The following is a 20,363-nucleotide window of genomic DNA, read 5'->3' as shown; positions in this document are numbered from 1 at the left end:
CAAAAATAATTATTGAAAAATAAAAAAGCCTCATAAAAATGAGACTTTTTTGAGCTTTTATATTATGTTTATTTAATAATCTACATTAGATGTTTCCTCTCCGATGTTCCAGGTTAAACCGAAACGAAGCGTATTATCTAGAGCCGTATTAATTTTAGACATATTGATCAGGTAAGATACGTCAAGTCCGAAAGAACGGTATTTTAATCCGATACCTGCAGTCGCATATTGTCTTGCTCCCTGTTCTTCACTTTCGTGGAAATAACCAGTTCTCACTGCAAAAGCGTTGTCATAAGAATATTCTAATGCACCGCTATACATGATAGAGTTTTTGTTTTTGAAAGATTTTCCAATCCCTGCAATAGGTCCTACATTTGGAACTGCATAGATTGGATTTCTGTTAACATCATACTGACCTGTAAATTCAGAACCAGGAACCAAAATTTTTGAACCTTCTACACTAAGACCAATTTTGTTCATGTCATCAAGATACATATCATAACCTACCCCTAATCTTGCCATTGTAGGAAGATAAGATCTGGATTCTTCATTACCTGTATAATCCAATTTCGGGCCTAAGTTTTGAAGAGCAAAACCTCCATTCAATTTTCCGTCCATACCTCCAAAGCTGGAAAACTTAGGAGAGGTATAATATGCAGAAATATCAACTGCAAAAGAGTTAGCAGGCTTCAACGTTGTATCAGTATTGAATCCTCCGGCTAAGTCTGAACGAATGAATCTACCGGTAACAGCTCCTGAGAAAGAATCAGAAAGCTTTAGAGCATAAGCTACGTCAATAGAGAATTCGTTTGGTTTAGAAACCCCGTTAGACTGTACCTGATTATCTACGAAAGAGGTAAGATTAACTTCTCCCATATTGAAATAGTAAATACTCGCAGAGATAGTAGATCTTTCTTCTTGTCCTAAAAACTTATGAAAAGCTGCATAAAGAAGGAAAACATCATTCGTAAGCTTTCCCATATATGGTGTATAATTTATACCAAAGGAAGAACTTGTTCTGCTAAAAGGATATTTTGCGGCATTCCAAAATTGAGAAAATGCATCTGGAGAAGTAGCAACCCCTTGATCTCCCATACCTCCGGCTCTTGCGTCTGGTGCAATTCTTAGAAAAGGAGCTCCGGTTAATACAGGATTCACCTTGCTCAAATCTTGTGAATAGCCTAAAAAACCAGCACTTAAACCTATTCCTAATAGCAGTTTAGTAGTTAAATTCATATGTTGTCTTTTAATATATTATCAGTTTTTTATTAATATTATTGTTTTTGTCATTTTAAAATTATTTCAAAAGTACCATTTTTTCTACAGCTGTAGCACTTCCTTTACATTTTTCTTGATTTTGACTTTTTGCAAATATCTTAAAAATATACGTACCTTTTGCTACTGTATCACCAAAATCGTCTTTTCCGTCCCATTCTATTGCTTGACGAGGTGTTCTAAAGCCCTGTAAGAAGGGTTCTGCAACCACTGCCTGAGACAAAGTTCTTACTAATTTTCCTGTTATGGTATAAATTTGAACATGTACATCTAAAATATCATCACAATTATGCTCAAATTGTATATAGGTCTTATTAGTAAACGGATTTGGCCAGTTTAATGGTCTGTTGATAATTAAATGCTGGTCGGCTTCATCCTTAACCTCAAAATTTAACGTAGCAGTTGTCGAATTATTGTTTATATCCCAAACTTTAAATGTTAATTGATGTTGACCTATTGCCAGATTCCGGAAAGGATATGTTACATTTCCTTTTTGATAATCTGCCAAACTAGGACTTAAGCATCCATTTCCTTCTCCTGAAGCGTAGAAATCATTCAATACAACGGTATTAATAATTTGACCGTCTAAATATACGGTAATATCGTGACCAATACCAGATCCTGTAGAATTTATTCCTGTATCATCAGTAACGCAGGCAAGCAACATAGGATTTTGATCTGTAATACCTCCATCCGCGAAGTTAGTGTTATTCATGTATAACTTTACTTTTGGTGGTTCATTATCATTGATTCCGTTAGGATTAATATCACCTACCTGTACAGCCTGATTATTGAAAACATCAGTCGCTTTATTGTCTGCATAGCCTAATAGCCTTCCTTCACCTACTGCATAATTGATATCCTTCGGAACATAGAATTCAATAGTGAAAACTCCATTTACAGCCATTCCTGAAGCTTTTACGATAGCACTTCCTTCTTCAGTATAGTTTAATACAGGAGTTAGGTTTCCATCATTGTTTAAGGTAGCTTTATTGAGTCTCTTATCGAAAATATTAATAACAACCCTTCCGTTAAACGTAGTATTGGTAGTTCCGTTAGGATTGTTGATGTGTCCTTTTATTTTAACAAAATCAAGCCCTCTTATTAATCCCGGAACAGGAGTTTCTATATTATCTATTACCAATAATCTTTGAGGTCTGCTCAATTTCATAGCCGGATCTCCCAGAAAGTTTACTTTTAAATGGTTCGAATCTCCGGGTTTTAGTTTTTTTGCATTTAAATGTGCATTCCCAATAGTGATAAAATCATCATTGGTAAGTTTAAACATCTGCTGTGTGTAAAGATTGGTGAACTGTATTCCATAATCTACACCAACAGCGCGGCTGGAAGTAATCATAGCAGCAGCTCCTCCCTGTTTTAGCTTTATAAATTGTTCTCCTACAGAAAAAGTACTTGGTTCATCCCAAAGCGTAAATTCACAGGTGATAGTGGAAACAAATGGGAATCTGCTGTAAACTTTAGAAAAATTATTGGCATTTTGTACTTCATCAGAAGTTAATACTCTTTCCTGTGACCAGCCATTGATTCCTCCATGCCCAAAATAGAACAGGTACAGACTGTTTCCTATATCATTAGAGATAGCTTGGTTTACTTGTGGATAACGCTGTCCCCCCGCGGTACTTTGAGCCTGGAATGCATCTAAATACAGTTTTCTTACATTGTATTCTTTAAGGAGCGTTCCTGTTTCAAATGTATTTACCAGTGTATTATTCATTACAGTATGGAAAGGAGTGCCACCATCGTTGTCGTCATCTACTACAAAATCAAGCTTCATTTTCCATTCTCCGAAAGGAGTGGACTGACCGGATAAAGAATTATAGTAAGCCAGCGTTTTGTCTATCATGTTGGTAGCTTCGGTTACATTTGCGGCAGGAATTCTACCTACTGGAAGATCTGGCAAGGTGTTATAAATTAATAAATTTGTTGGAGGCTGCGTGCTGGTCATCACAATATAGTCGTCTGTTACAAACGAGCTTACAAAATCCTGAGACTCTTCACTCTGGTAACTTGGAACAACATTCGTGTTGTTTGGAATTCTGTTTTTATAATCATAAGAAGCATCTCCCAATATAAAAACATATTTTAAACTTCCCAGTGGAGTATTAAGTTTAGTAACAAAATCTCTGATCGCTGTAAGATCTCTGCTTCCGCTGCCAAATTCATTGTATACTTTATTAATATCTACGATTTGTACATTAAAACTGTTTTTTGTCTGGTGGTAACTCGCTAATCTTTGCGCCTGTCCCATCATTTCAGGAGTGGTAAGGATCAGGTAATCCACATTTTGTAATCCTGATAGATTCTGATTTCCGATTCTTTCAACAAATTGAGGAGAATAAGCCGCATCAGATCTGAAAGCGACAAATTCATTATTGAAATTCTGGTCAGAAGCAACATATCCAAAATTAAAAATAGTATTTCCTGTGGCTTTATTTACTCTCCTTGTTGCATTTGTAATGTCGGTAACATCCCAGACTTGTTCAATAGCTGATGCATTATTAATGCTAAACCCGTATGATGTATTGCTCCCGCTTACAAGAGAAAAATCTCTGAAGTTCATTTGTGAACCGTTGAAACTTAAGTTTTCTTTATACTGAACTTCCAGGTAGTCAAAATAAAATACTCCGTTAGGATTTGTACTGATGTTAGGTTTGCAGGTAAGGGTAATTTGATTTCCTTGTAAATTATTTAAGGTTCCTTCATATTTCAATGGAAGATAATCATATACATAGTTTGGATCGTTTGGTGGAACCAAACGTGTTACGAAATTTTGATTATTAATGTTAAATTCAACTGAATTCTGCTGGGACTTAAACCCGATTACCTGTGCTTTATATCGTATTATATCTCCGCCCTGTATTGGTGAGTTGGTGGTGAATGTTACAGTTTTATCGGTAGTAAAAGGAGAATCTTCCACCCAGATTCTACCTATTTTTAACAGGTTTTTTTGGTCATTATTAACTACCTGATAACTATCGTATCTCGTAATTAGTGGAGTAGAAGGAAGGTTGATGTCCGCTGACTGAACTCTTTTTCCGGCTCCTTTATCAAAATTGATGAAATAATAAGAATAGTCTTCGTAGATATTTTTTACGTTATTACTCACATTATTTCTTGTTTCGTATCTCTTAAAACCATTCCCGTTGGATTTATCATACAGATTATATCCATTAGGCCCTTGCGCATAGAAAATAGCATAATCGTTATCATTCCACACACCGTCATCTTCTCCTACAACCTGGATGGCATTTTCCTGAAGAGCACTATATTTTACATCTTGGTTATGTTCAGGAAGCATAATTCCTCCGTTTCCATAAATTCTGAAGTTCTTAGGGTTTATCGAACTAGGATTGATTCCGTTATCTTTTAAAAATTGAGTAGTAATTTTAAAAATACCTGATTTGTCTACTTTTATCTTGTAAAAAGTACCGGTAGAAAGAGGATTGGCAGTAGTTCCTACTTTAGCAGCAATATTTTTTGTACTGACAGTGGATTCGTTAACGTCGAATGAAGAAAGCCTTAGTATTTTTCCCTTTTCGTTCTTAAATAAAGCAACAGAAATGCTCGCATATCTTTCCCCTTCAAAATAATAATAACTGATATCGGCAATATCACGGTTAGGAAGAAGATCCTTTTTAATTTCATACAATTCTTTATACGAAACGGCTTCCCAGTTTAGATTTGAAACTTTTAAATCTCTTTCTCCTATTTTTTGTTTAGTTGATATAAAAATATTATTTTGGCCAAATGAAAACCCCTCGTTTTTGAAATTTGGGAGATTCAGTTTTGTTTCACCAAAATCTTGGATTTTAGAGCCGTTCCATTCAATGGTTGTTCTTTGAGCCCAAAATGATGATACAAAAGCGAATAGGAATAAAATCGATACTTTTTGTTTCATATTTATTATTGAAATTTCTGAATTACAAAATAAATGAAAATTTTATAATTAAATTGTGATACAATAAAATTAATTTGTTATCGTTTTTCAAAAAAATCAAATCTTTCTTGATTTATTGAATAATTTATTTTTTCTTTGTACTTTGAAAATATTTAAATCGACTATGAAAAAACTAAAGTTGTTTTCATTAATAGCATTAAGTTCTACACTTGCATTAACCAGTTGTGGAGGGTCAGGTACCAGCAAAGGAGGTGGTACTAAAAAATTTGTCAGCAAGACAGGTTGGAAACCAAACGAAAAACAAGGTTGGTTTTTTGCAGGAAAGCAACAGCAGCAGAAAGGGTGGCCGGGAATGGTATATGTAGAAGGTGGAACTTTTACAATGGGATTAGTGAAAGATGATGTTATGCATGATTGGAATAACACGCCTCGCAGAATGCAGGTAAGTTCATTCTTTATCGGAGAAACTGAAATTACTAACTACGAATACCGCGAATACCTTACATGGTTGAAGTATGTATTCCCACCAAGTGATCCAAGCTTCAAAGAAATTTACAATGGCGCATTGCCGGATACTTTGTTGTGGGACAACAAACTATCTAGAAATGATTTCAATGAAACTTATTTCCGTTCTCCGGAATATGACTACTATCCGGTAGTAGGAGTTTCTTGGACACAAGCAAACAGATATTGTGAGTGGTTAACAGACAGAGCTAATGAAAAGGCATTGATGAATGCTGGTATCATCGCAAAGGATTTGTATATCAACGAGTCTAATAATCAGGGTGGTACTGCTTTCAATATGGATAAATTCAAATCGAATGATCCTGAGATGCAGGGATATATCAATCAGCAAAGAAGACAGCAGAAATCTGGTATGAAAACTACCAACCAAAGACTTCTTGCTGCAAACGCTTCTCCTGGTTCTGCAATGGTTCAGAAATTCAGACTTCCTACAGAAGTTGAATGGGAATATGCAGCATTAGGAATGGAGAAAAACAGAGAATATAATAACTATCAAGGTAAAGCTCCAGGAATTGAATCTTTAAGAGGTACAAAAGGTAGAGAAAAAGGAATGTTGCTTGAAAACTTCAAACAAGGTAAAGGTGACTACTCCGGACCTGCTGGATGGAAAAATGACGGTTCTGCATTAACAGCTGATGTAAGAAAGTATCCATCTAACAACTTAGGTATCTATGGTATGTACGGAAACGTTTCTGAATGGACTGCAGATGTTTACAGACCTATTATTGATGAAGATTACAGTGATTTCAACTACTACAGAGGTAATATGCCTCAGGCAATTGTAAGAAACGGAGACGGTACTTACAAAGTGGTTGATGAAAGTAATATTAAATACGATACACTGGCTGATGGTAGATTAGTTTACAAAAATTTACCTGGTCAATTTGAAAGACAAACTATTGCTGACTATAGAAACTTTAGAGATGGTGATAGACAATCTTCTCTAGATTATAGAAATGCATCAGATTCTGCTACTACTTTTGATATGTACAACTCTCCTAAAAAGAGATTTATTGTAGATGCAAATGGTAAAGTAATCATGCAGAAGGATACTAAAGACAGAACATCTGCTATCTCAAACGATGTAAGAGTAGTAAAAGGAGGTTCTTGGCAAGATACTGCTTATTGGTTAGATCCGGGGCAAAGAAGATATAAGGACCAAAATACAGCTTATGGTTGGATTGGATTCCGTGTAGCTCAGGATGCTAGAACTAATGATAAGAATAGAACTAGAAGATAATATTTATCAAAATAATTTTCAAAAACCTTCCAGAATTCTGGAAGGTTTTTTTATTTTTGATGTATGAATGTAGAACAGTTTTATCCTTTATTTTTAAGATCTGAAAAGGCGATTATTGACAGCAGAAAAATAGGAAATAATGATATCTTCTTTGCTTTTTCAGGTGAAAATTTCAATGCGGCAACTTTTGCTGAAAAAGCTATTGATGAAGGAGCTTTGGCAGTTATTGTAGAACAAAAGGATTTTGAAAATAAAGATAGAAATATTTTTTATGTCCCGTCAACCTTAGAATTTTTGCAGCAGCTGGCAATTTATCATAGAAGTCAGTTACAGATCCCCATTATAGGTCTTACAGGAAGCAACGGAAAAACGACTACAAAAGAAATTATTCATGCAGTTCTTTCAGAGAAATTTAATGTTCAGTATACTTTAGGGAATCTGAATAATCACATTGGAGTTCCTTTAACGATTCTTTCCATCAAGCCGGAGCATGAAATGGCGGTAATTGAAATGGGAGCTAATCATCAAAAGGAAATCGAGCTTCTGTGTTCAATTTCTCAACCTAACTTCGGATACATTACCAATTTCGGAAAAGCGCATCTGGAAGGTTTTGGAGGTTTTGAAGGAGTGATCAAAGGAAAGTCCGAATTGTATGATTACCTTAAAAACCATCAGCAAACTATTGTTGTTAATGAGAATGATCCTATCCAGGTAGAAAAAACTGAAGGTTATTTACCTAAAATTACTTTTGGAAAAGAAAGCTCGGATTATGAGTTTGAATCATTTTCTGAAGAGCATTTTGTGGGTTTACTCTACAGGAATGAAGAAGCAGTTTCAAAGCTTACAGGTGAATATAATTTTACCAATCTATGTGCAGCTGCGAGTTTAGGACTTCATTTCGGGATTAGTTTTACCCAAATTAAAAATGCGATAGAAAACTATACTCCCACCAATATGCGTTCTCAGATCGTTAAAAAAGATGGCAGAACGTTGGTACTGGATACCTATAATGCCAATCCAAGTTCAATGACTGCTTCTCTGCAGAACTTCATCACTTTTGAAGGCTCAAAAACAATTATTATTGGTGATATGCTGGAGCTGGGAGAGGAGAGCGAAAAAGAGCATCAGAATATTCTCAATTTAGCTCAGAAATTAGGATTCGATGAAATTATCACAGTAGGGAAAAACTTCAAGCAGATCAATTCGTCTACAGTTTCTTTTGAAAATACTTTAGAACTGATTGAATATTTAAAGCAACATAAAATCCAGTCTGAAAATATCCTCTTAAAAGGCTCAAGAGGTATCGCACTGGAAAAATCCATAGATTTTATTTAAGCAGATTTGCATCATGTACAAAAAATAAAGTTCACATAAGAAAAATTATGTGAACTTTTATTAATGTAAAAAGAGACTTACGCTCTTGTATTCCAGAATTCTTTTATAATCAGCTTAATATTTTTAAAAGTACTGGGAAAAACTTCTTCTTCAATCTGAGAGGTATTTTTCCATGCAACTTCAGTAATTCCTTCCTCTATTTGCGGTTTTGAGGTGTCTTCACCGTTGAAATTCATTTCAAACCAATGTGTACATTTCAATACTTTATCCCCATTTCTTTCAATATAAATATGGTAAGTAGTATTGATAAATCGTACCAGTTCTACATCCTTCAGACCGGTCTCTTCTTCAATTTCACGTACGGCAGATTCTTCGCGGGATTCTCCTTTTTCCATTTTACCCTTCGGAAGATCCCATTTTCCGAGCCTTTTGATGAACAGAATGTTTCCGTCGGCGTCGTTTACAATTCCTCCTGCAGCTTCAATGATTCTGAAAAGATTCTGAAATTCAGTCCAGATCTCATCTATATTTTCTCCAAAAACATTCAATTCTTTTACAGATGTATTTTCAAGAAGATCAAGCGCAATCTCCAATGATGTGACGTTTTCATAACCAAGCATTTTTTCCAGGTTTTCAGGTTGCTTAGATAGCAATAATTTTTTTTCGTTCACAAAAACTTTATACATTTGTAATAATTAAGAATTTAAATACAAAAATAAAAAATGAATTTAGAAGGACGAAAGATTATTGTCAATAAATCATCCAAAGAACTGGTAGAACTCCTGAAATCTCCGGAAAACTATAAAGATTTTATGCCAGATGGTCTTCAAAAGTTTGAAACCAGAGAAGACGGATTTAAATTCGGGTTGCAAGGGATGCCGGAAATTGCTTTAAAAATTGATGAAGTGAATGATCAAAAAGCAGTTTTGAAATCTGCAAGCTCTAGTTTAGACTTTGCATTAACGGCAACTATAAACCCTATCAACGAAAATCAGACGGAAGTACAAATGTTGTTTGAAGGGAAATTCAATCCGTTTATCAAAATGATGGTAGAAAAACCTCTTCAGAACTTTATCAATACTTTGACAGATAAGATCGAAGCTTATAAATAAAATGAAAAGCCTTCAGTAATGAAGGTTTTTTTATGCGATAATTCCGGAGCTGTGATCCTGAGAACTGCCTGTTGCAGATGAAAGTACATTAATTTCGTTATTGAGTCTTAAAACGCCCATGAAAGCAAAGATTAAAGCTTCTTTATATTCTATCAGTTTTTTGGGGGGAATGATGATTTCTGTAGTCGTTTTGTTTCTTATTTTTTCAATCAGATATTGATTAAAAGTTCCGCCTCCGGTACACAAAACATTTTTTAATTTATTTTTATTAAAAACATTGGAAATCTGTTGTGCTGCATGTTCCGTAAAGGTAGCCAGAATATCAATGGCCTCAACACCTCGGAATAATGGGAAAATATTTTCATTACACCATTCAATTCCTAAAGATTTCGGATGAGGCTTCTGATAAAACTCCAATGAATTTAACTGAGATAGTAAATCCTCATGGATTTTACCTGTTTTAGCCAGATCACCGTTTTCGTCAAAGTCTTTATTCAACTCTTGCGCAAATTTATTTAAAACAATATTTACCGGAGCAATATCAAAAGCTATTCTTTTATTATTGACTTTTAAAGAAATATTGGAAAAACCACCAAGATTCAGACAGGCGTCATATTGTGAAAACAACAGTTCATCACCAATCGGAACTAGGGGAGCGCCATTCCCTTTCATTAAAACGTCCTGACTTCTGAAATCATAGATTACGGGTAGCCCGGTCTCTATTTTAATGGCTCTTCCATCTCCAATCTGTAGGGTAAATTTCTTTTGTGGCTGGTGAAAAACAGTATGACCGTGAGAAGCAATTAAATCAAGATGTTGAAGCTGATATTTTTCAATAAAGTTTTTTACAGTTTTCCCTAGATAAAAGCCATATTCCGAATTCAGTTCCAGCAGTTCTTCGGGTGAAAGATAGATCGAGTTTTTAAGCTGATCTTCTAATGCTTTAGAGTAAGGTATTGTTTCGGCTTTTATGATTTCAAAGTCCCACGCCTTTTGCTTTTCAAACTTTGCAAAGCAAATATCCAAACCATCCAGGCTTGTTCCCGACATTAATCCAATGGCTTGAAAAATCATAGTAGAGATTTATTTCTGATTTTCGGATAATTTTTTAGAATTGATATCTCCGGAACTATTAAAGAAAGTATATTCCGAGAAATCATCTTTAGCCGTCATACCTTTAGCTCCAACCAAAGTGGAACCGTCTTCCATGGTTACAAAAACAGTGTCCCGTGTATAAATCCTGTTTTTCTTCTGATCCCAGTAAATACTTTGCATGGCAAATCTTTGACCTTCATTGGTGGTGATCCTTACATTTCCTTTTGCCTCATAGAATTTTTTATACTCAAAAATGCGCGCATATTTTGCCGTAATCCTTCCCGGAGTCTTAGGTTTCTTTTTATCAAAGAACTCAATATTGATCCCCCTTTTAGCTACGATATAAGGACTGTCTATCAGTTCATACTTTTCAATGATAGGAGCGGTTGCTTTTAAAGTGACCATCCCCGAATCTCTCTGTATGATATGAGCGTTATTGATGATTTGTGAAGGAAAGTTTTTATTTTTATTATCGTTTCCTTTTGTGAGATCCTCTTCACAGGATGTCATGATAAAAAATATAGCACAACTGAGAAGATATGCTATATTTTTAAATTTTATTTTTGAATTCAAATTCATTTTTTAGTTATACAATGATTTTCTAAACCATTTATCCGCAAAATTGAATCCTATCTTTAAATTGATATAATTCTGATTGATCAAGTTGTTTTTTAATGTTCCTCTTTTTCCTAATTCTACTCCTACTTCAAGACCGCTCATCCTTGTAATACTGCTGTTTTTGAATGGTAGCAATACACCGGCAGAAATACCGAACTTATTAATGCTGTTCCCGTTTGGATCAAGCTCACCCTGTCCGTTTATAGAAAGACTTCCTTTCTCATAGAATGCTCCATATCTGTAAACCACTCTTGAAAAATAATTTCTGAAGTTATTATAGTTCGGCAAATACCACCCCCCTACAGAAACTCTGTAAGAATCCTGGAATTGTCTTGTCTGACCAAAATATAAAGTTTCTTCTCCTTTTTTGTAGTCAACCTGAGCAGAGGCAAACCATTGGTTTTCACTTCCATATCCTATTCCTAAAGAAGCCTGTAAAGGTAAAAGGTTTTTAGCATTTGACTGCTTTTCTTCAATAATGGTTTCGTAGCTTTTTGTTTCCATCGAAGCATCTGTATAAAAATAAGTACTATTTTTATAGCTGGTAATCATATTGCTGGTGTTTCCAAAAGTAGCAGTTGCTCCAATGGTTAACTTTTTATCTGTACTTGTGTTAAGATGCTGGTAATTTGCTCCTAAAGTGAAGTTGAAGTTTCTTACATTGGTAGTCGTTTCATATCCATTGTATAATTCAGCATTAGAAGTGTGGAATTCATCCAGATCAGAAAGATTTCCGAAATAATAGTTGGCTCTTAAACCTACTGAGAATTCCTGAGCAACTTTATAAGCCAAAGCAATCTGTGCCGTATTTAACGTACCGCTTCCTTTAAATTGGTTGGTATAGGTAGCTTTTTCTAAAGTTTGAGGATTAGTAACTTCATAACTGTTTGTAATATCATAGCTTTTAGAGCTATATGGCTGATAAGATAATCCCATCTTTACCTTAGAAGACAAGGGAAACGCTAAAGAGATATTAGACAGATACGTAGAATGTTTGGTAGACTTTGTACTGTTGTAATCAGTTTTAAAATAATTGTTTTCGTTAGTCGCTTCAAGTTTAATACTTGTCAGTTCAAAATTAGCGTTATTAGCAGGGTTTGCAAAGTTGAAGCTGCTGGTGAAATCACTGATATAAGCTGTTGATATACCTCCCATAGAGGAAGTTTCAATCGTATTATCATATTTTACATCTCCAATTCCATAAGCTGCATAAGGTGAGTTACCTAGATTTTGCGCCTGTAAGAAATATCCAACTGATATGAATGATAGTACAAAGATTTTTTTCATTCTATATTTTTAAAACAATGCGCAAATATCTTAAATATTAATGAATTGTAAAAATTATAAGAGGTTAAAGTTTGTTAAGGGGATTAATAGAGAGAATTATGGTGAATAGTGAGTTGCCAATTCGCTTTGCTGTTGATTTTTACATAAAATTCATGATTTATTTGCGAAGTAAAATTCACATCTCACAAATCATCCGTTCTAAAAATTCTTTATCTTTGGGCCATGAATTGGGAGAACATTGCCGGACAAGAAAATCTGAAAAAACTTCTAAGAGACAGTATTACCGAAAACAGAGTAAGCCATGCCCAGCTTTTCGTAGGAAAAGAAGGATATGGCACATTGCCTATGGTTTTAGCCTATGCAAAAGAAGTTTTGAGCCGGGAAAATGAACACGCTGCTTCAAAGGTGGAGCACTTAAATCATCTGGATTTACATTTCAGTTTTCCCGTTTTTACGGATAATAAAAATTCTTTAAGCAAAAATAAGTTTGAAGAATTCCGTGAAATGATTCTTAAGTCTCCCTATTCAAGCTATGATGACTGGACGGCTTTTCTTGAATCTGAAAATAAGCAGCTGTTTATTTCAGCAGATGAAATAGATGACCAAAACCAGAAGTTTTCCCTTAAAAGTTTTGAAGGCGGAACCAAAATTCTGATCGTCTGGAGAGCTGATAAGATGAACGTTGCCGCTTCCAATAAATTTCTTAAGTTCCTCGAAGAGCCGCCTGCAAAAACAGTTATTTTATTGACAGCAGAGTCTTCCAACGATATTCTTCCGACTATTCTTTCTAGAACCCAGATTGTAGAAGTTCCAAGAATTAATGATGAAGATATTCAGATGTATCTGAAAACTAATTTTAATATTTCAGATGAAAAAATAAAAGAAATCGTTCATGAAGCTCAGGGAGATCTGAACGATGCTCTTAAACTTTTAGAATCCGGAAACAAGAACGAAGAGTTTGAAAAACTTTTTGTACAATGGGTTCGTGACGCTTTTATGGTGAAAAAGAAGCCTGAATTTCTGAGAAGTATCATTATTTGGGCAAGAGAAATTGCGGGATGGAACAGGGAGAAGCAGAAAAACTTTTTAAATTACTGTTCTGAAATTTTCAGATTGGCTTTGCTTCAAAATTACCAATCCGAGGCTTTGGTGTATAAGAAGATTGATGCCAATGGCTTTAACTGGAAAGGATTTTCAAAATATATAAGCGGAGCCAATATTGAAAGTATTCTGGAAGAAATCAATACAGCTGATCTGCACCTTACCAGAAACGGAAATCCTAAAATAGTCTGGACAGATTTAGGAATAAAATTATCAAGACATATACACAAGAATTCATAAATAAGTATCGAAAACTTTTTCTTTTTATCTTAAAAATCTCTTTCTGAAGCCTGAATTAGAAAGCTGTTTTGTCTTTAAAATTATTAATAAACACAAAATCTATCATTTTAATTAATTTTTGAATAAAATTTAAATATTTGATTATTAGGGTTTTAATATTTCATTTATTAACAAAAAATTAAAATTAAATTAAAAATCAATCAATCGTTTGATTTATCAAAAATCGGTAGTATATTTGCAGCCTGAAAATAGAACATAGAAATGTTATCAAAAGAAGAAAATATATTGTATGCTGCTGAAAAATTATTTGCAGAGCTTGGGTTCGAAGGTACTTCTACCCGTGAGATTGCAAAAGCAGCAAATGTGAATATCTCTATGATTTCCTATTATTTTGGTTCAAAAGAAAAGCTTTATGAAAAATTAGTTGAATACAGGATGAATGAGGGGCAATTCTTTTCGAAGGATATCCTTGAAAGAACTGATATCAACGAATGGGAAAAAATAGAGAAAATAGTAGATCAGTTTGCCGGCAGGGTAAGAAACCATAAATGTTTCTACAGAATTATGCAGCGGGAACAGCTTCATACAAAGAATCCTCAGATTGTTGAATTTCTGAAGCAGACAAAAATGGGATTCATTGCGATGTATTCTAAAATCCTGGAAAGTGGATTAGAAAAAGGAATTTTTACAAAGAATCCTCCTATTTATCTTTTACATGCTACAGTGAGCGGAACTTTATTTTATGCATCCAATGCCAAAGAAATGTATAAAGAATTCCTGAATGATACTGAGGATGAAGAAGTTTTCGATGAAAAATATTACTCAGAACTTAATAAACATATTAAATATTTACTAAAAGACCTTTTAGGTTATGAAGAAAATAAATAACTCAGTCCTTGCATTAGCTCTATTCGTAGGGTTTGCAAACGCAAATGCTCAGGAGAAAAAAACACTTACTCTTGATGAAGCTGTGCAATTGGGAATCCAGAACAGTAAAAATCTGAAGATTGATGCTGCAAAGATTGAAGAAGCTACAGCAGACCTTTTGGAAGCAAAAAACAAACAATTACCGGAGCTTAAAGTTTCTGGAAGTTATATGTATCTTCCCAATAAACCGAATGTAAATATAAAGCTTCCGGGAGTTTCAGCGGAAGGGGGTAGCAGTCCGGAGGTACATCAAGTTCTTTACGGATCGGCTAACCTGAGTGTTCCGATCTACAGCGGTGGAAGAATAAAATACGGAATCCAATCTGCAAAATATTTGGTGGAAGCATCCAGACTAACGACTGAAAATGACAAAACGGCAATTGCTTACAACGTTGCTCAGGCATACAATAACTTATTTAAAGCCAACCAGTCCATTAAAGTTTTAGAAGAAAACCTTACCGCTTCTCAAAAAAGAGACGAGACTTTCCTTAAACTTGAAAATAATGGAGTTATTGCAAGGAATGACCGTTTAAAAGCGAATCTTCAGACTTCAAATATAGAATTGCAATTATTGGAAGCAAAAAATAACTACAATATTGCCAATATCAATATGGATTTATTATTGGGTCTTCCCGAAACTACAGAAATTGAAGTAGATCAAAATTATATTGAGGAAGGAGAAGATGTAAAGCCTGTAGATTTTTATGTAAACGCAGCCAAAGAAAACCGTAAAGATCTTCAGGCTCTTGATAAGCAAAGACAGGCAGCCGCTTTGGGAACAAAAGCAGCAAAAGCGGAAAATCTTCCTTCCCTTGCATTTACAGGAGGCTATGTTGCAGCTGATATTCCTAAGTTTTTAACAATCTATAATGCCGTAAACGTTGGAGTGGGGATTTCTTATAACTTATCCAATATCTGGAAAGAAAATTCAGCTTATAAGCAATCGAAAGCAAGAGAAATGCAATTGGCAGCAACCAACGAGTTGTTAAATGATAACATCAAGCTTGATGTAAACAGAGAATATCAGAATACAGATTATTCTAAAAAGAGAATTGCTGTTTTCGAAAAATCTGCGGAACAGGCTAATGAAAATTACAGAATCACAAAAAATAAATATGACAACGGTCTGGCTACCATGACGGAATTACTGGATGCGGATGCGGCTCAGATTGAGGCCAATGTTGGAGTAATCAATGCAAAGGCAGACGCTGCGTTGGCATACAGAAAACTATTACAAACTACAGGAACTTTAACAATTAAATAATTAAGAACGATACCAACAATGGAAAATAATACTACACAAGCGACTGAACCTAAAAAGAAAAAAAGTTTAGTTTTCCCAATAATCTTGGCGGTTGTTTTAATCGGTGGAGGAATCTACGGATATAAAACTTATTCTTACGGGCAGGTTCACGAAGAAACTGACGATGCTCAGATCGCTTCAAACTTAGCACCTGTAATTTCTAAAATTTCAGGATATGTAACGGAAGTTAAAGTAAAAGATAACCAATTCGTCAAAAAAGGAGATACCTTGGTTATTTTAGATAACAGAGATCAGAAGATGGCGCTTGAACAAGCTCAGGCTGCTTTGGTAACGGCAAAAAGCAATATCGCGAACGCAGAAGCTACTACTACAGCAACCTCTAAAAACATCAATACTTCAGAAGCAGCAGTTACTACTGCCAATGCGCAAATTGAAGCAGCAAAAGTAAATGTTTGGAAAACGGGTCAGGATTTAAAAAGATATTCAGTATTGGTAAAAGATCATTCTATTACCGAGCAACAATATGAGCAGGCTTTAGCAGCAAAACAATCTGCCGACAGACAGTTACAGGTTTTAATTGACCAGAAAAATCAGATTGCCCAGCAAACTAATGTTGCGTCTTCTCAGACAGCAGCAAGCTCTCAACAGATTAGTGTTGCAGGATCCGTTGCAAAACAAAGAGAAGTAGATGTAGAAAATGCAAAACTAAACTTATCTTATACAGTAATCGTTGCTCCGGAAGACGGATATGTTGGAAAAGTTCCAATTCAGGCAGGACAATATTTACAGGCAGGTTCTCAGTTATTTGCCTTAGTTAAAAATGACCAGAAATGGGTAGTGGCCAACTTCAAGGAAACCCAGGTGGATAAAATGGTGGAAGGCCAGAAAGTGAAGATCGAGATTGATGCTTTTCCTGATAGAGAATTTGAAGGAGTTGTAAGTTCATTTTCTCCTGCAACAGGAGCTACGTTCTCAATTTTGCCTCCGGATAACGCAAGTGGTAACTTCGTAAAAGTGGTTCAGAGACTTCCTGTAAAAATAGACTTTGTAAATCTTGATAAGGATATTGCAAAAAGATTGAGAACAGGAATGAACGTGAAAGCAGAAGTTTCGTTGAAATAATATATAAGTGAATTGTCAATTTTGCGAAGGCAGGTCAATGATGAACATGAAATGAAGACCGGAAATTGAGATGAAGTTGGGATAGGTTTTATAAGAGAGGTCAGTGATGCAGTGTGAAATGAAGTAGTAAAATTGACAACAAAGTAGACTGATTATTGACAATTCACTTTTTACATCGTAAAAATAACTATGCAGGATTCATTAGTAGAATACGGTGCCCGAAGAGTAATCATTACGATTACGGCTATTCTTTGTGCACTACTGGAAATTGTGGACTCCACGATTGTAAACGTTGCCCTCAATGAAATGAAGGGAAATCTGGGAGCTACACTTTCTGAAGTAGGTTGGGTAATTACGGCGTATGCCATAGGTAACGTAATTATTGTACCAATGACGAGCTGGCTTTCCCAGCAGTTCGGGCGAAGAAATTATTTCGCGGCTTCCATCATCATCTTTACCGTATTTTCATTCTTATGCGGAAACGCGACGAATATTTGGGAATTGGTATTTTTCAGATTGATGCAGGGAATCGGAGGAGGAGCTCTCCTGGTAACTTCTCAAACGATCATTACGGAATCTTATCCGATTGAAAAAAGAAGTATGGCTCAAGCGATTTATGGTCTGGGAGTAATTATCGGTCCCACGTTAGGACCGCCTCTTGGGGGATATATCGTAGATAATTTCAGCTGGCCGTATATTTTCTATATCAATATTCCTATCGGTATTGCAGCAACTTTAATGACGCTTCAGTTTGTGAGAAGTCCAAAATATGCTGAAAAGCGTAAAGCTTCGGATGTTGACTGGATAGGAATTGGTTTACTGGCAGTTACTGTTGGATCATTACAATATATTCTGGAAAGAGGCCATGAAGAAGACTGGTTTGCCAGTGAGTGGATTGTTGTATTTACAATATCGGCAGCTTTAGGATTTATATTATTCATCTGGAGGGAGCTTACGTTCAAATATCCGATTGTGGAATTAAGAGTATTGAAGAACAGTAATTTGAGGATCGGTACCGTGATGTCCTTTGTATTAGGATTTGGATTGTATGGTTCTACCTTTATTGTTCCGTTGTATACCCAGAGTATTTTGGGATGGACGGCGCTTCAGTCGGGAGCTTTGATGATTCCTGCCGCGTTGACTACCGCCTTTATGATGCCTATCATTGGTAGATTGTTATCCAAAGGTGCCAAACAACAGATTCTTGTCTCTTTAGGATTATTTATATTCTTTATTTACAGTTTCTGGGGCTATAAAATTCTGACACCCGATACCGGTAAAGATGCTTTCTTCTGGATGCTGATTGTAAGGGGAGCAGGTCTTGGATTGTTATTCATTCCGATTACTTCACTATCGTTAAGTACATTGAAAGGTCAGGAAATTGGTCAGGGAGCGGCGTTCACCGGTATGATGAGACAGTTGGGAGGATCTTTCGGAATCGCAGCGATTACCACATTTATCGCTAATGCGAGTCAGAAATACAGGGTGAATCTGATTACCCATTTAGATTCCACCGACTTTGATGTTCAGCAGAGGGTGAATGCATTAAAAGCGAGCTTTGTCGCCAAAGGAATGACTCCGGATGCAGCATTGAATGCGGCTTACAAAATGCTGGATTTATCTGTAACAAAACAGGCAACTGTATTATCGTATATGGATGTGTTCCTTTATTTAGGAGTAATATTCCTGATTTGTATTCCGTTTATCCTTTTCATTAAAGAAAGAAAAAGTAAAGAGAAAATAGATTTAAGTAGCGTACACTAGATTTTATTTTTAATTATATAAACCCTCTGAATATTTTCAGAGGGTTTTTTGTGCTTATCAAGAAGTGACGGTTATATATTATAAAGTGATAAAGAACTTAGAATGGCTAATAATCGACTATCTTTGCCTTCATTTTAAATTCATAAATCCAATTTCACTTGAAAAACCTGAAATATTATTTAGCTGCTATTTTTGCTTTTGCGACATGGGGAACTTTTAGCTTGGTTCTAAGACCATTACATGCTTATGCTTCATTGGATATTTTGTTTTACAGGGTGTTTAGCTGCGCGATTATTATGACTTTGGTAACGGTGCTTTTCAGAAGATTGAAGCTGAAGGACAATTTTAAATATTTTAAAAGCCTCGATCAAAAAAATAAGCAGAAAATAATAGGACTCAATATTCTGAGCAGTATTCTGCTCACCGGGAACTGGTTTTCCTTTATTTATGTCATGAATCATGTGAGTGTAAGAGCTACTTCGGTGGCTTATCTTGTTTGCCCTATTATTACAACTATTCTTGCGTTTTTTATTCTTCGTGAAAAGTTAACTAAACTTCAGTGGCTGTCTGTTTTTCTGAGTGGACTAGGATGTATTCTATTATCTTATTCTAACCTTTTAGATATGCTGTACAGCAGTATTATTGGTTCCACCTACGCCTGTTATTTGATTACTCAAAGCGTCAATTCCAAGTTTGATAAATTCCTGATTCTGAATTTCCATATTATCTTGGCTGCACTCATTCTGTTGCCGTTCTTTCCGTCGTATTCAGGGGCTATTCCTACCGGTTTCAAATTCTATCTGTATATTGAAATCATTGCGGTTATGTATACCATTGTGCCTTTGCTGTTAAATTTATATGCTTTGTCCGGAATTGCTTCTTCAAAAGTAGGAATGATTTTGAATATCAATCCGATTATCGCATTTATTCTGGCGGGAGCGGTTTATCATGAAGCACTTGGAGGAATTCAGGTTCTCGCCTATTCAATCATATTCCTGGCGGTCATTGTTTTCAATGCAAAAGAAATTTTCAGATTACAAAAGGATGTGGCACTATAAACAATGTCTACCAAACAATTTACTTCTGGGAGAAATAAATAAAACTAAAAATAATGAGAACAATGTATAACAACTATATATCCTTTATCCTTATCCTCTTATTTCTGATTAATTGTAAAAATAAACCTATAGAGTGTGAAGGGGTAGATATACAAATAGAAAACCGATGGTGTGAATCCAATGGTGGAATAAGAAATCTAAACATAAAAAATAAGACTGACTTGGCATTTATCTGTAAAAGGATCAATCAGTTTTCTGAAGGAGAAGAAGTAAGAATAGCCTACAGTTATGGTGAGATTGATTTATATCTGAATACTAGGAAAATTCAGGCTATTTTCACATACAAAAACGGTGTTGTTTATAGGGTAGGTGTAGGAAGATATGTTCATGATGAAGAGCTTACTAATCGTATTCTGGAATTGATGAAAATAAACAATCGGTGTTGGGATGAAAACTGTAGATAATAAATAAGATCGGCTAA

Annotated in this window: 16 protein-coding genes; 10 read left to right on the top strand and 6 right to left on the bottom strand. The window is 35.2% G+C overall.

Annotation, left to right across the window (positions count from 1 at the left end; all coding sequences use genetic code 11):
* Positions 1-72: 72 nt before the first annotated feature.
* A complete protein-coding gene (gene porV, locus CLV73_RS07760) occupies positions 73-1,236 on the bottom strand; it encodes a type IX secretion system outer membrane channel protein PorV (RefSeq protein WP_100376270.1) in 1,164 nt (387 codons plus the stop codon).
* A 61-nt stretch (positions 1,237-1,297) separates the two neighbouring features.
* Positions 1,298-5,194 (bottom strand): type IX secretion system sortase PorU, encoded by a 3,897-nt coding sequence (gene porU, locus CLV73_RS07755; protein ID WP_100376269.1) that lies wholly within the window; start codon positions 5,192-5,194, stop codon positions 1,298-1,300.
* Between the two features lie 163 nt (positions 5,195-5,357).
* Here porU and gldJ point away from each other — a divergent pair, with 163 nt between their 5' ends.
* Positions 5,358-6,959, top strand: coding sequence for a gliding motility lipoprotein GldJ (gldJ, locus tag CLV73_RS07750; protein ID WP_100376268.1), 1,602 nt, complete (start codon positions 5,358-5,360; stop codon positions 6,957-6,959).
* A 63-nt stretch (positions 6,960-7,022) separates the two neighbouring features.
* Positions 7,023-8,294 (top strand): UDP-N-acetylmuramoyl-tripeptide--D-alanyl-D-alanine ligase, encoded by a 1,272-nt coding sequence (locus CLV73_RS07745; protein WP_100376267.1) that lies wholly within the window; start codon positions 7,023-7,025, stop codon positions 8,292-8,294.
* A 77-nt stretch (positions 8,295-8,371) separates the two neighbouring features.
* Here the strand turns inward: CLV73_RS07745 and CLV73_RS07740 are convergent, their stop codons facing one another.
* Complete coding sequence (locus CLV73_RS07740) at positions 8,372-8,980, bottom strand: NUDIX hydrolase (protein ID WP_100376266.1); 609 nt, start codon at positions 8,978-8,980, stop codon at positions 8,372-8,374.
* Positions 8,981-9,016: 36 nt separating this feature from the next.
* On the opposite strand from CLV73_RS07740, the gene CLV73_RS07735 reads away from it, so the two are divergent.
* A complete protein-coding gene (locus CLV73_RS07735; RefSeq protein WP_100376265.1) occupies positions 9,017-9,406 on the top strand; it encodes an orotate phosphoribosyltransferase in 390 nt (129 codons plus the stop codon).
* Positions 9,407-9,436: 30 nt separating this feature from the next.
* On the opposite strand, the gene CLV73_RS07730 is transcribed toward CLV73_RS07735, so the two are convergent.
* Genes CLV73_RS07730 through CLV73_RS07720 form a run of 3 tightly spaced genes read right to left on the bottom strand, consistent with a single transcriptional unit; the run spans position 9,437 to position 12,406 of the window.
* Complete coding sequence (locus tag CLV73_RS07730) at positions 9,437-10,480, bottom strand: anhydro-N-acetylmuramic acid kinase (RefSeq protein WP_100376264.1); 1,044 nt, start codon at positions 10,478-10,480, stop codon at positions 9,437-9,439.
* A gap of 9 nt (positions 10,481-10,489) precedes the next feature.
* Positions 10,490-11,080, bottom strand: coding sequence for an LPS export ABC transporter periplasmic protein LptC (gene lptC / locus CLV73_RS07725; RefSeq protein ID WP_100376263.1), 591 nt, complete (start codon positions 11,078-11,080; stop codon positions 10,490-10,492).
* 3 nt (positions 11,081-11,083) lie between these two features.
* On the bottom strand, positions 11,084-12,406 hold the full coding sequence (locus CLV73_RS07720; protein WP_100376262.1) for a hypothetical protein: 1,323 nt from the start codon (positions 12,404-12,406) through the stop codon (positions 11,084-11,086).
* Between the two features lie 222 nt (positions 12,407-12,628).
* Between CLV73_RS07720 and CLV73_RS07715 the strand changes: the two genes are divergently transcribed.
* The 7 genes from CLV73_RS07715 to CLV73_RS19120 all read left to right on the top strand — a co-directional run bounded on the left by CLV73_RS07715 (position 12,629) and on the right by CLV73_RS19120 (position 20,346).
* Positions 12,629-13,747, top strand: a complete 1,119-nt coding sequence (locus CLV73_RS07715; protein ID WP_100376261.1) for a DNA polymerase III subunit — start codon at positions 12,629-12,631, stop codon at positions 13,745-13,747.
* Positions 13,748-14,008: 261 nt separating this feature from the next.
* Positions 14,009-14,635, top strand: coding sequence for a TetR/AcrR family transcriptional regulator (locus tag CLV73_RS07710; RefSeq protein WP_100376260.1), 627 nt, complete (start codon positions 14,009-14,011; stop codon positions 14,633-14,635).
* Positions 14,619-15,938 (top strand): TolC family protein, encoded by a 1,320-nt coding sequence (locus CLV73_RS07705; RefSeq protein WP_100376259.1) that lies wholly within the window; start codon positions 14,619-14,621, stop codon positions 15,936-15,938. The genes CLV73_RS07710 and CLV73_RS07705 overlap by 17 nt, the downstream gene beginning before the upstream one ends.
* Positions 15,939-15,956: 18 nt before the next feature.
* Positions 15,957-17,060: an HlyD family secretion protein gene (locus tag CLV73_RS07700; RefSeq protein WP_100376258.1), complete on the top strand. Its 1,104-nt coding sequence runs from the start codon at positions 15,957-15,959 to the stop codon at positions 17,058-17,060.
* 189 nt (positions 17,061-17,249) lie between these two features.
* Positions 17,250-18,824, top strand: a complete 1,575-nt coding sequence (locus CLV73_RS07695) for a DHA2 family efflux MFS transporter permease subunit (RefSeq protein ID WP_100376257.1) — start codon at positions 17,250-17,252, stop codon at positions 18,822-18,824.
* 158 nt (positions 18,825-18,982) lie between these two features.
* On the top strand, positions 18,983-19,882 hold the full coding sequence (locus CLV73_RS07690; RefSeq protein WP_100376256.1) for an EamA family transporter: 900 nt from the start codon (positions 18,983-18,985) through the stop codon (positions 19,880-19,882).
* A 221-nt stretch (positions 19,883-20,103) separates the two neighbouring features.
* On the top strand, positions 20,104-20,346 hold the full coding sequence (locus tag CLV73_RS19120; RefSeq protein WP_157798755.1) for a hypothetical protein: 243 nt from the start codon (positions 20,104-20,106) through the stop codon (positions 20,344-20,346).
* Positions 20,347-20,363: the final 17 nt, after the last annotated feature.

The organism is Chryseobacterium geocarposphaerae, from assembly GCF_002797535.1.
Lineage (GTDB): Bacteria > Bacteroidota > Bacteroidia > Flavobacteriales > Weeksellaceae > Chryseobacterium > Chryseobacterium geocarposphaerae.
The sequence above is the reverse complement of the archived record's forward strand: the minus strand, read 5'-3'. Positions and strand labels throughout refer to the sequence as shown.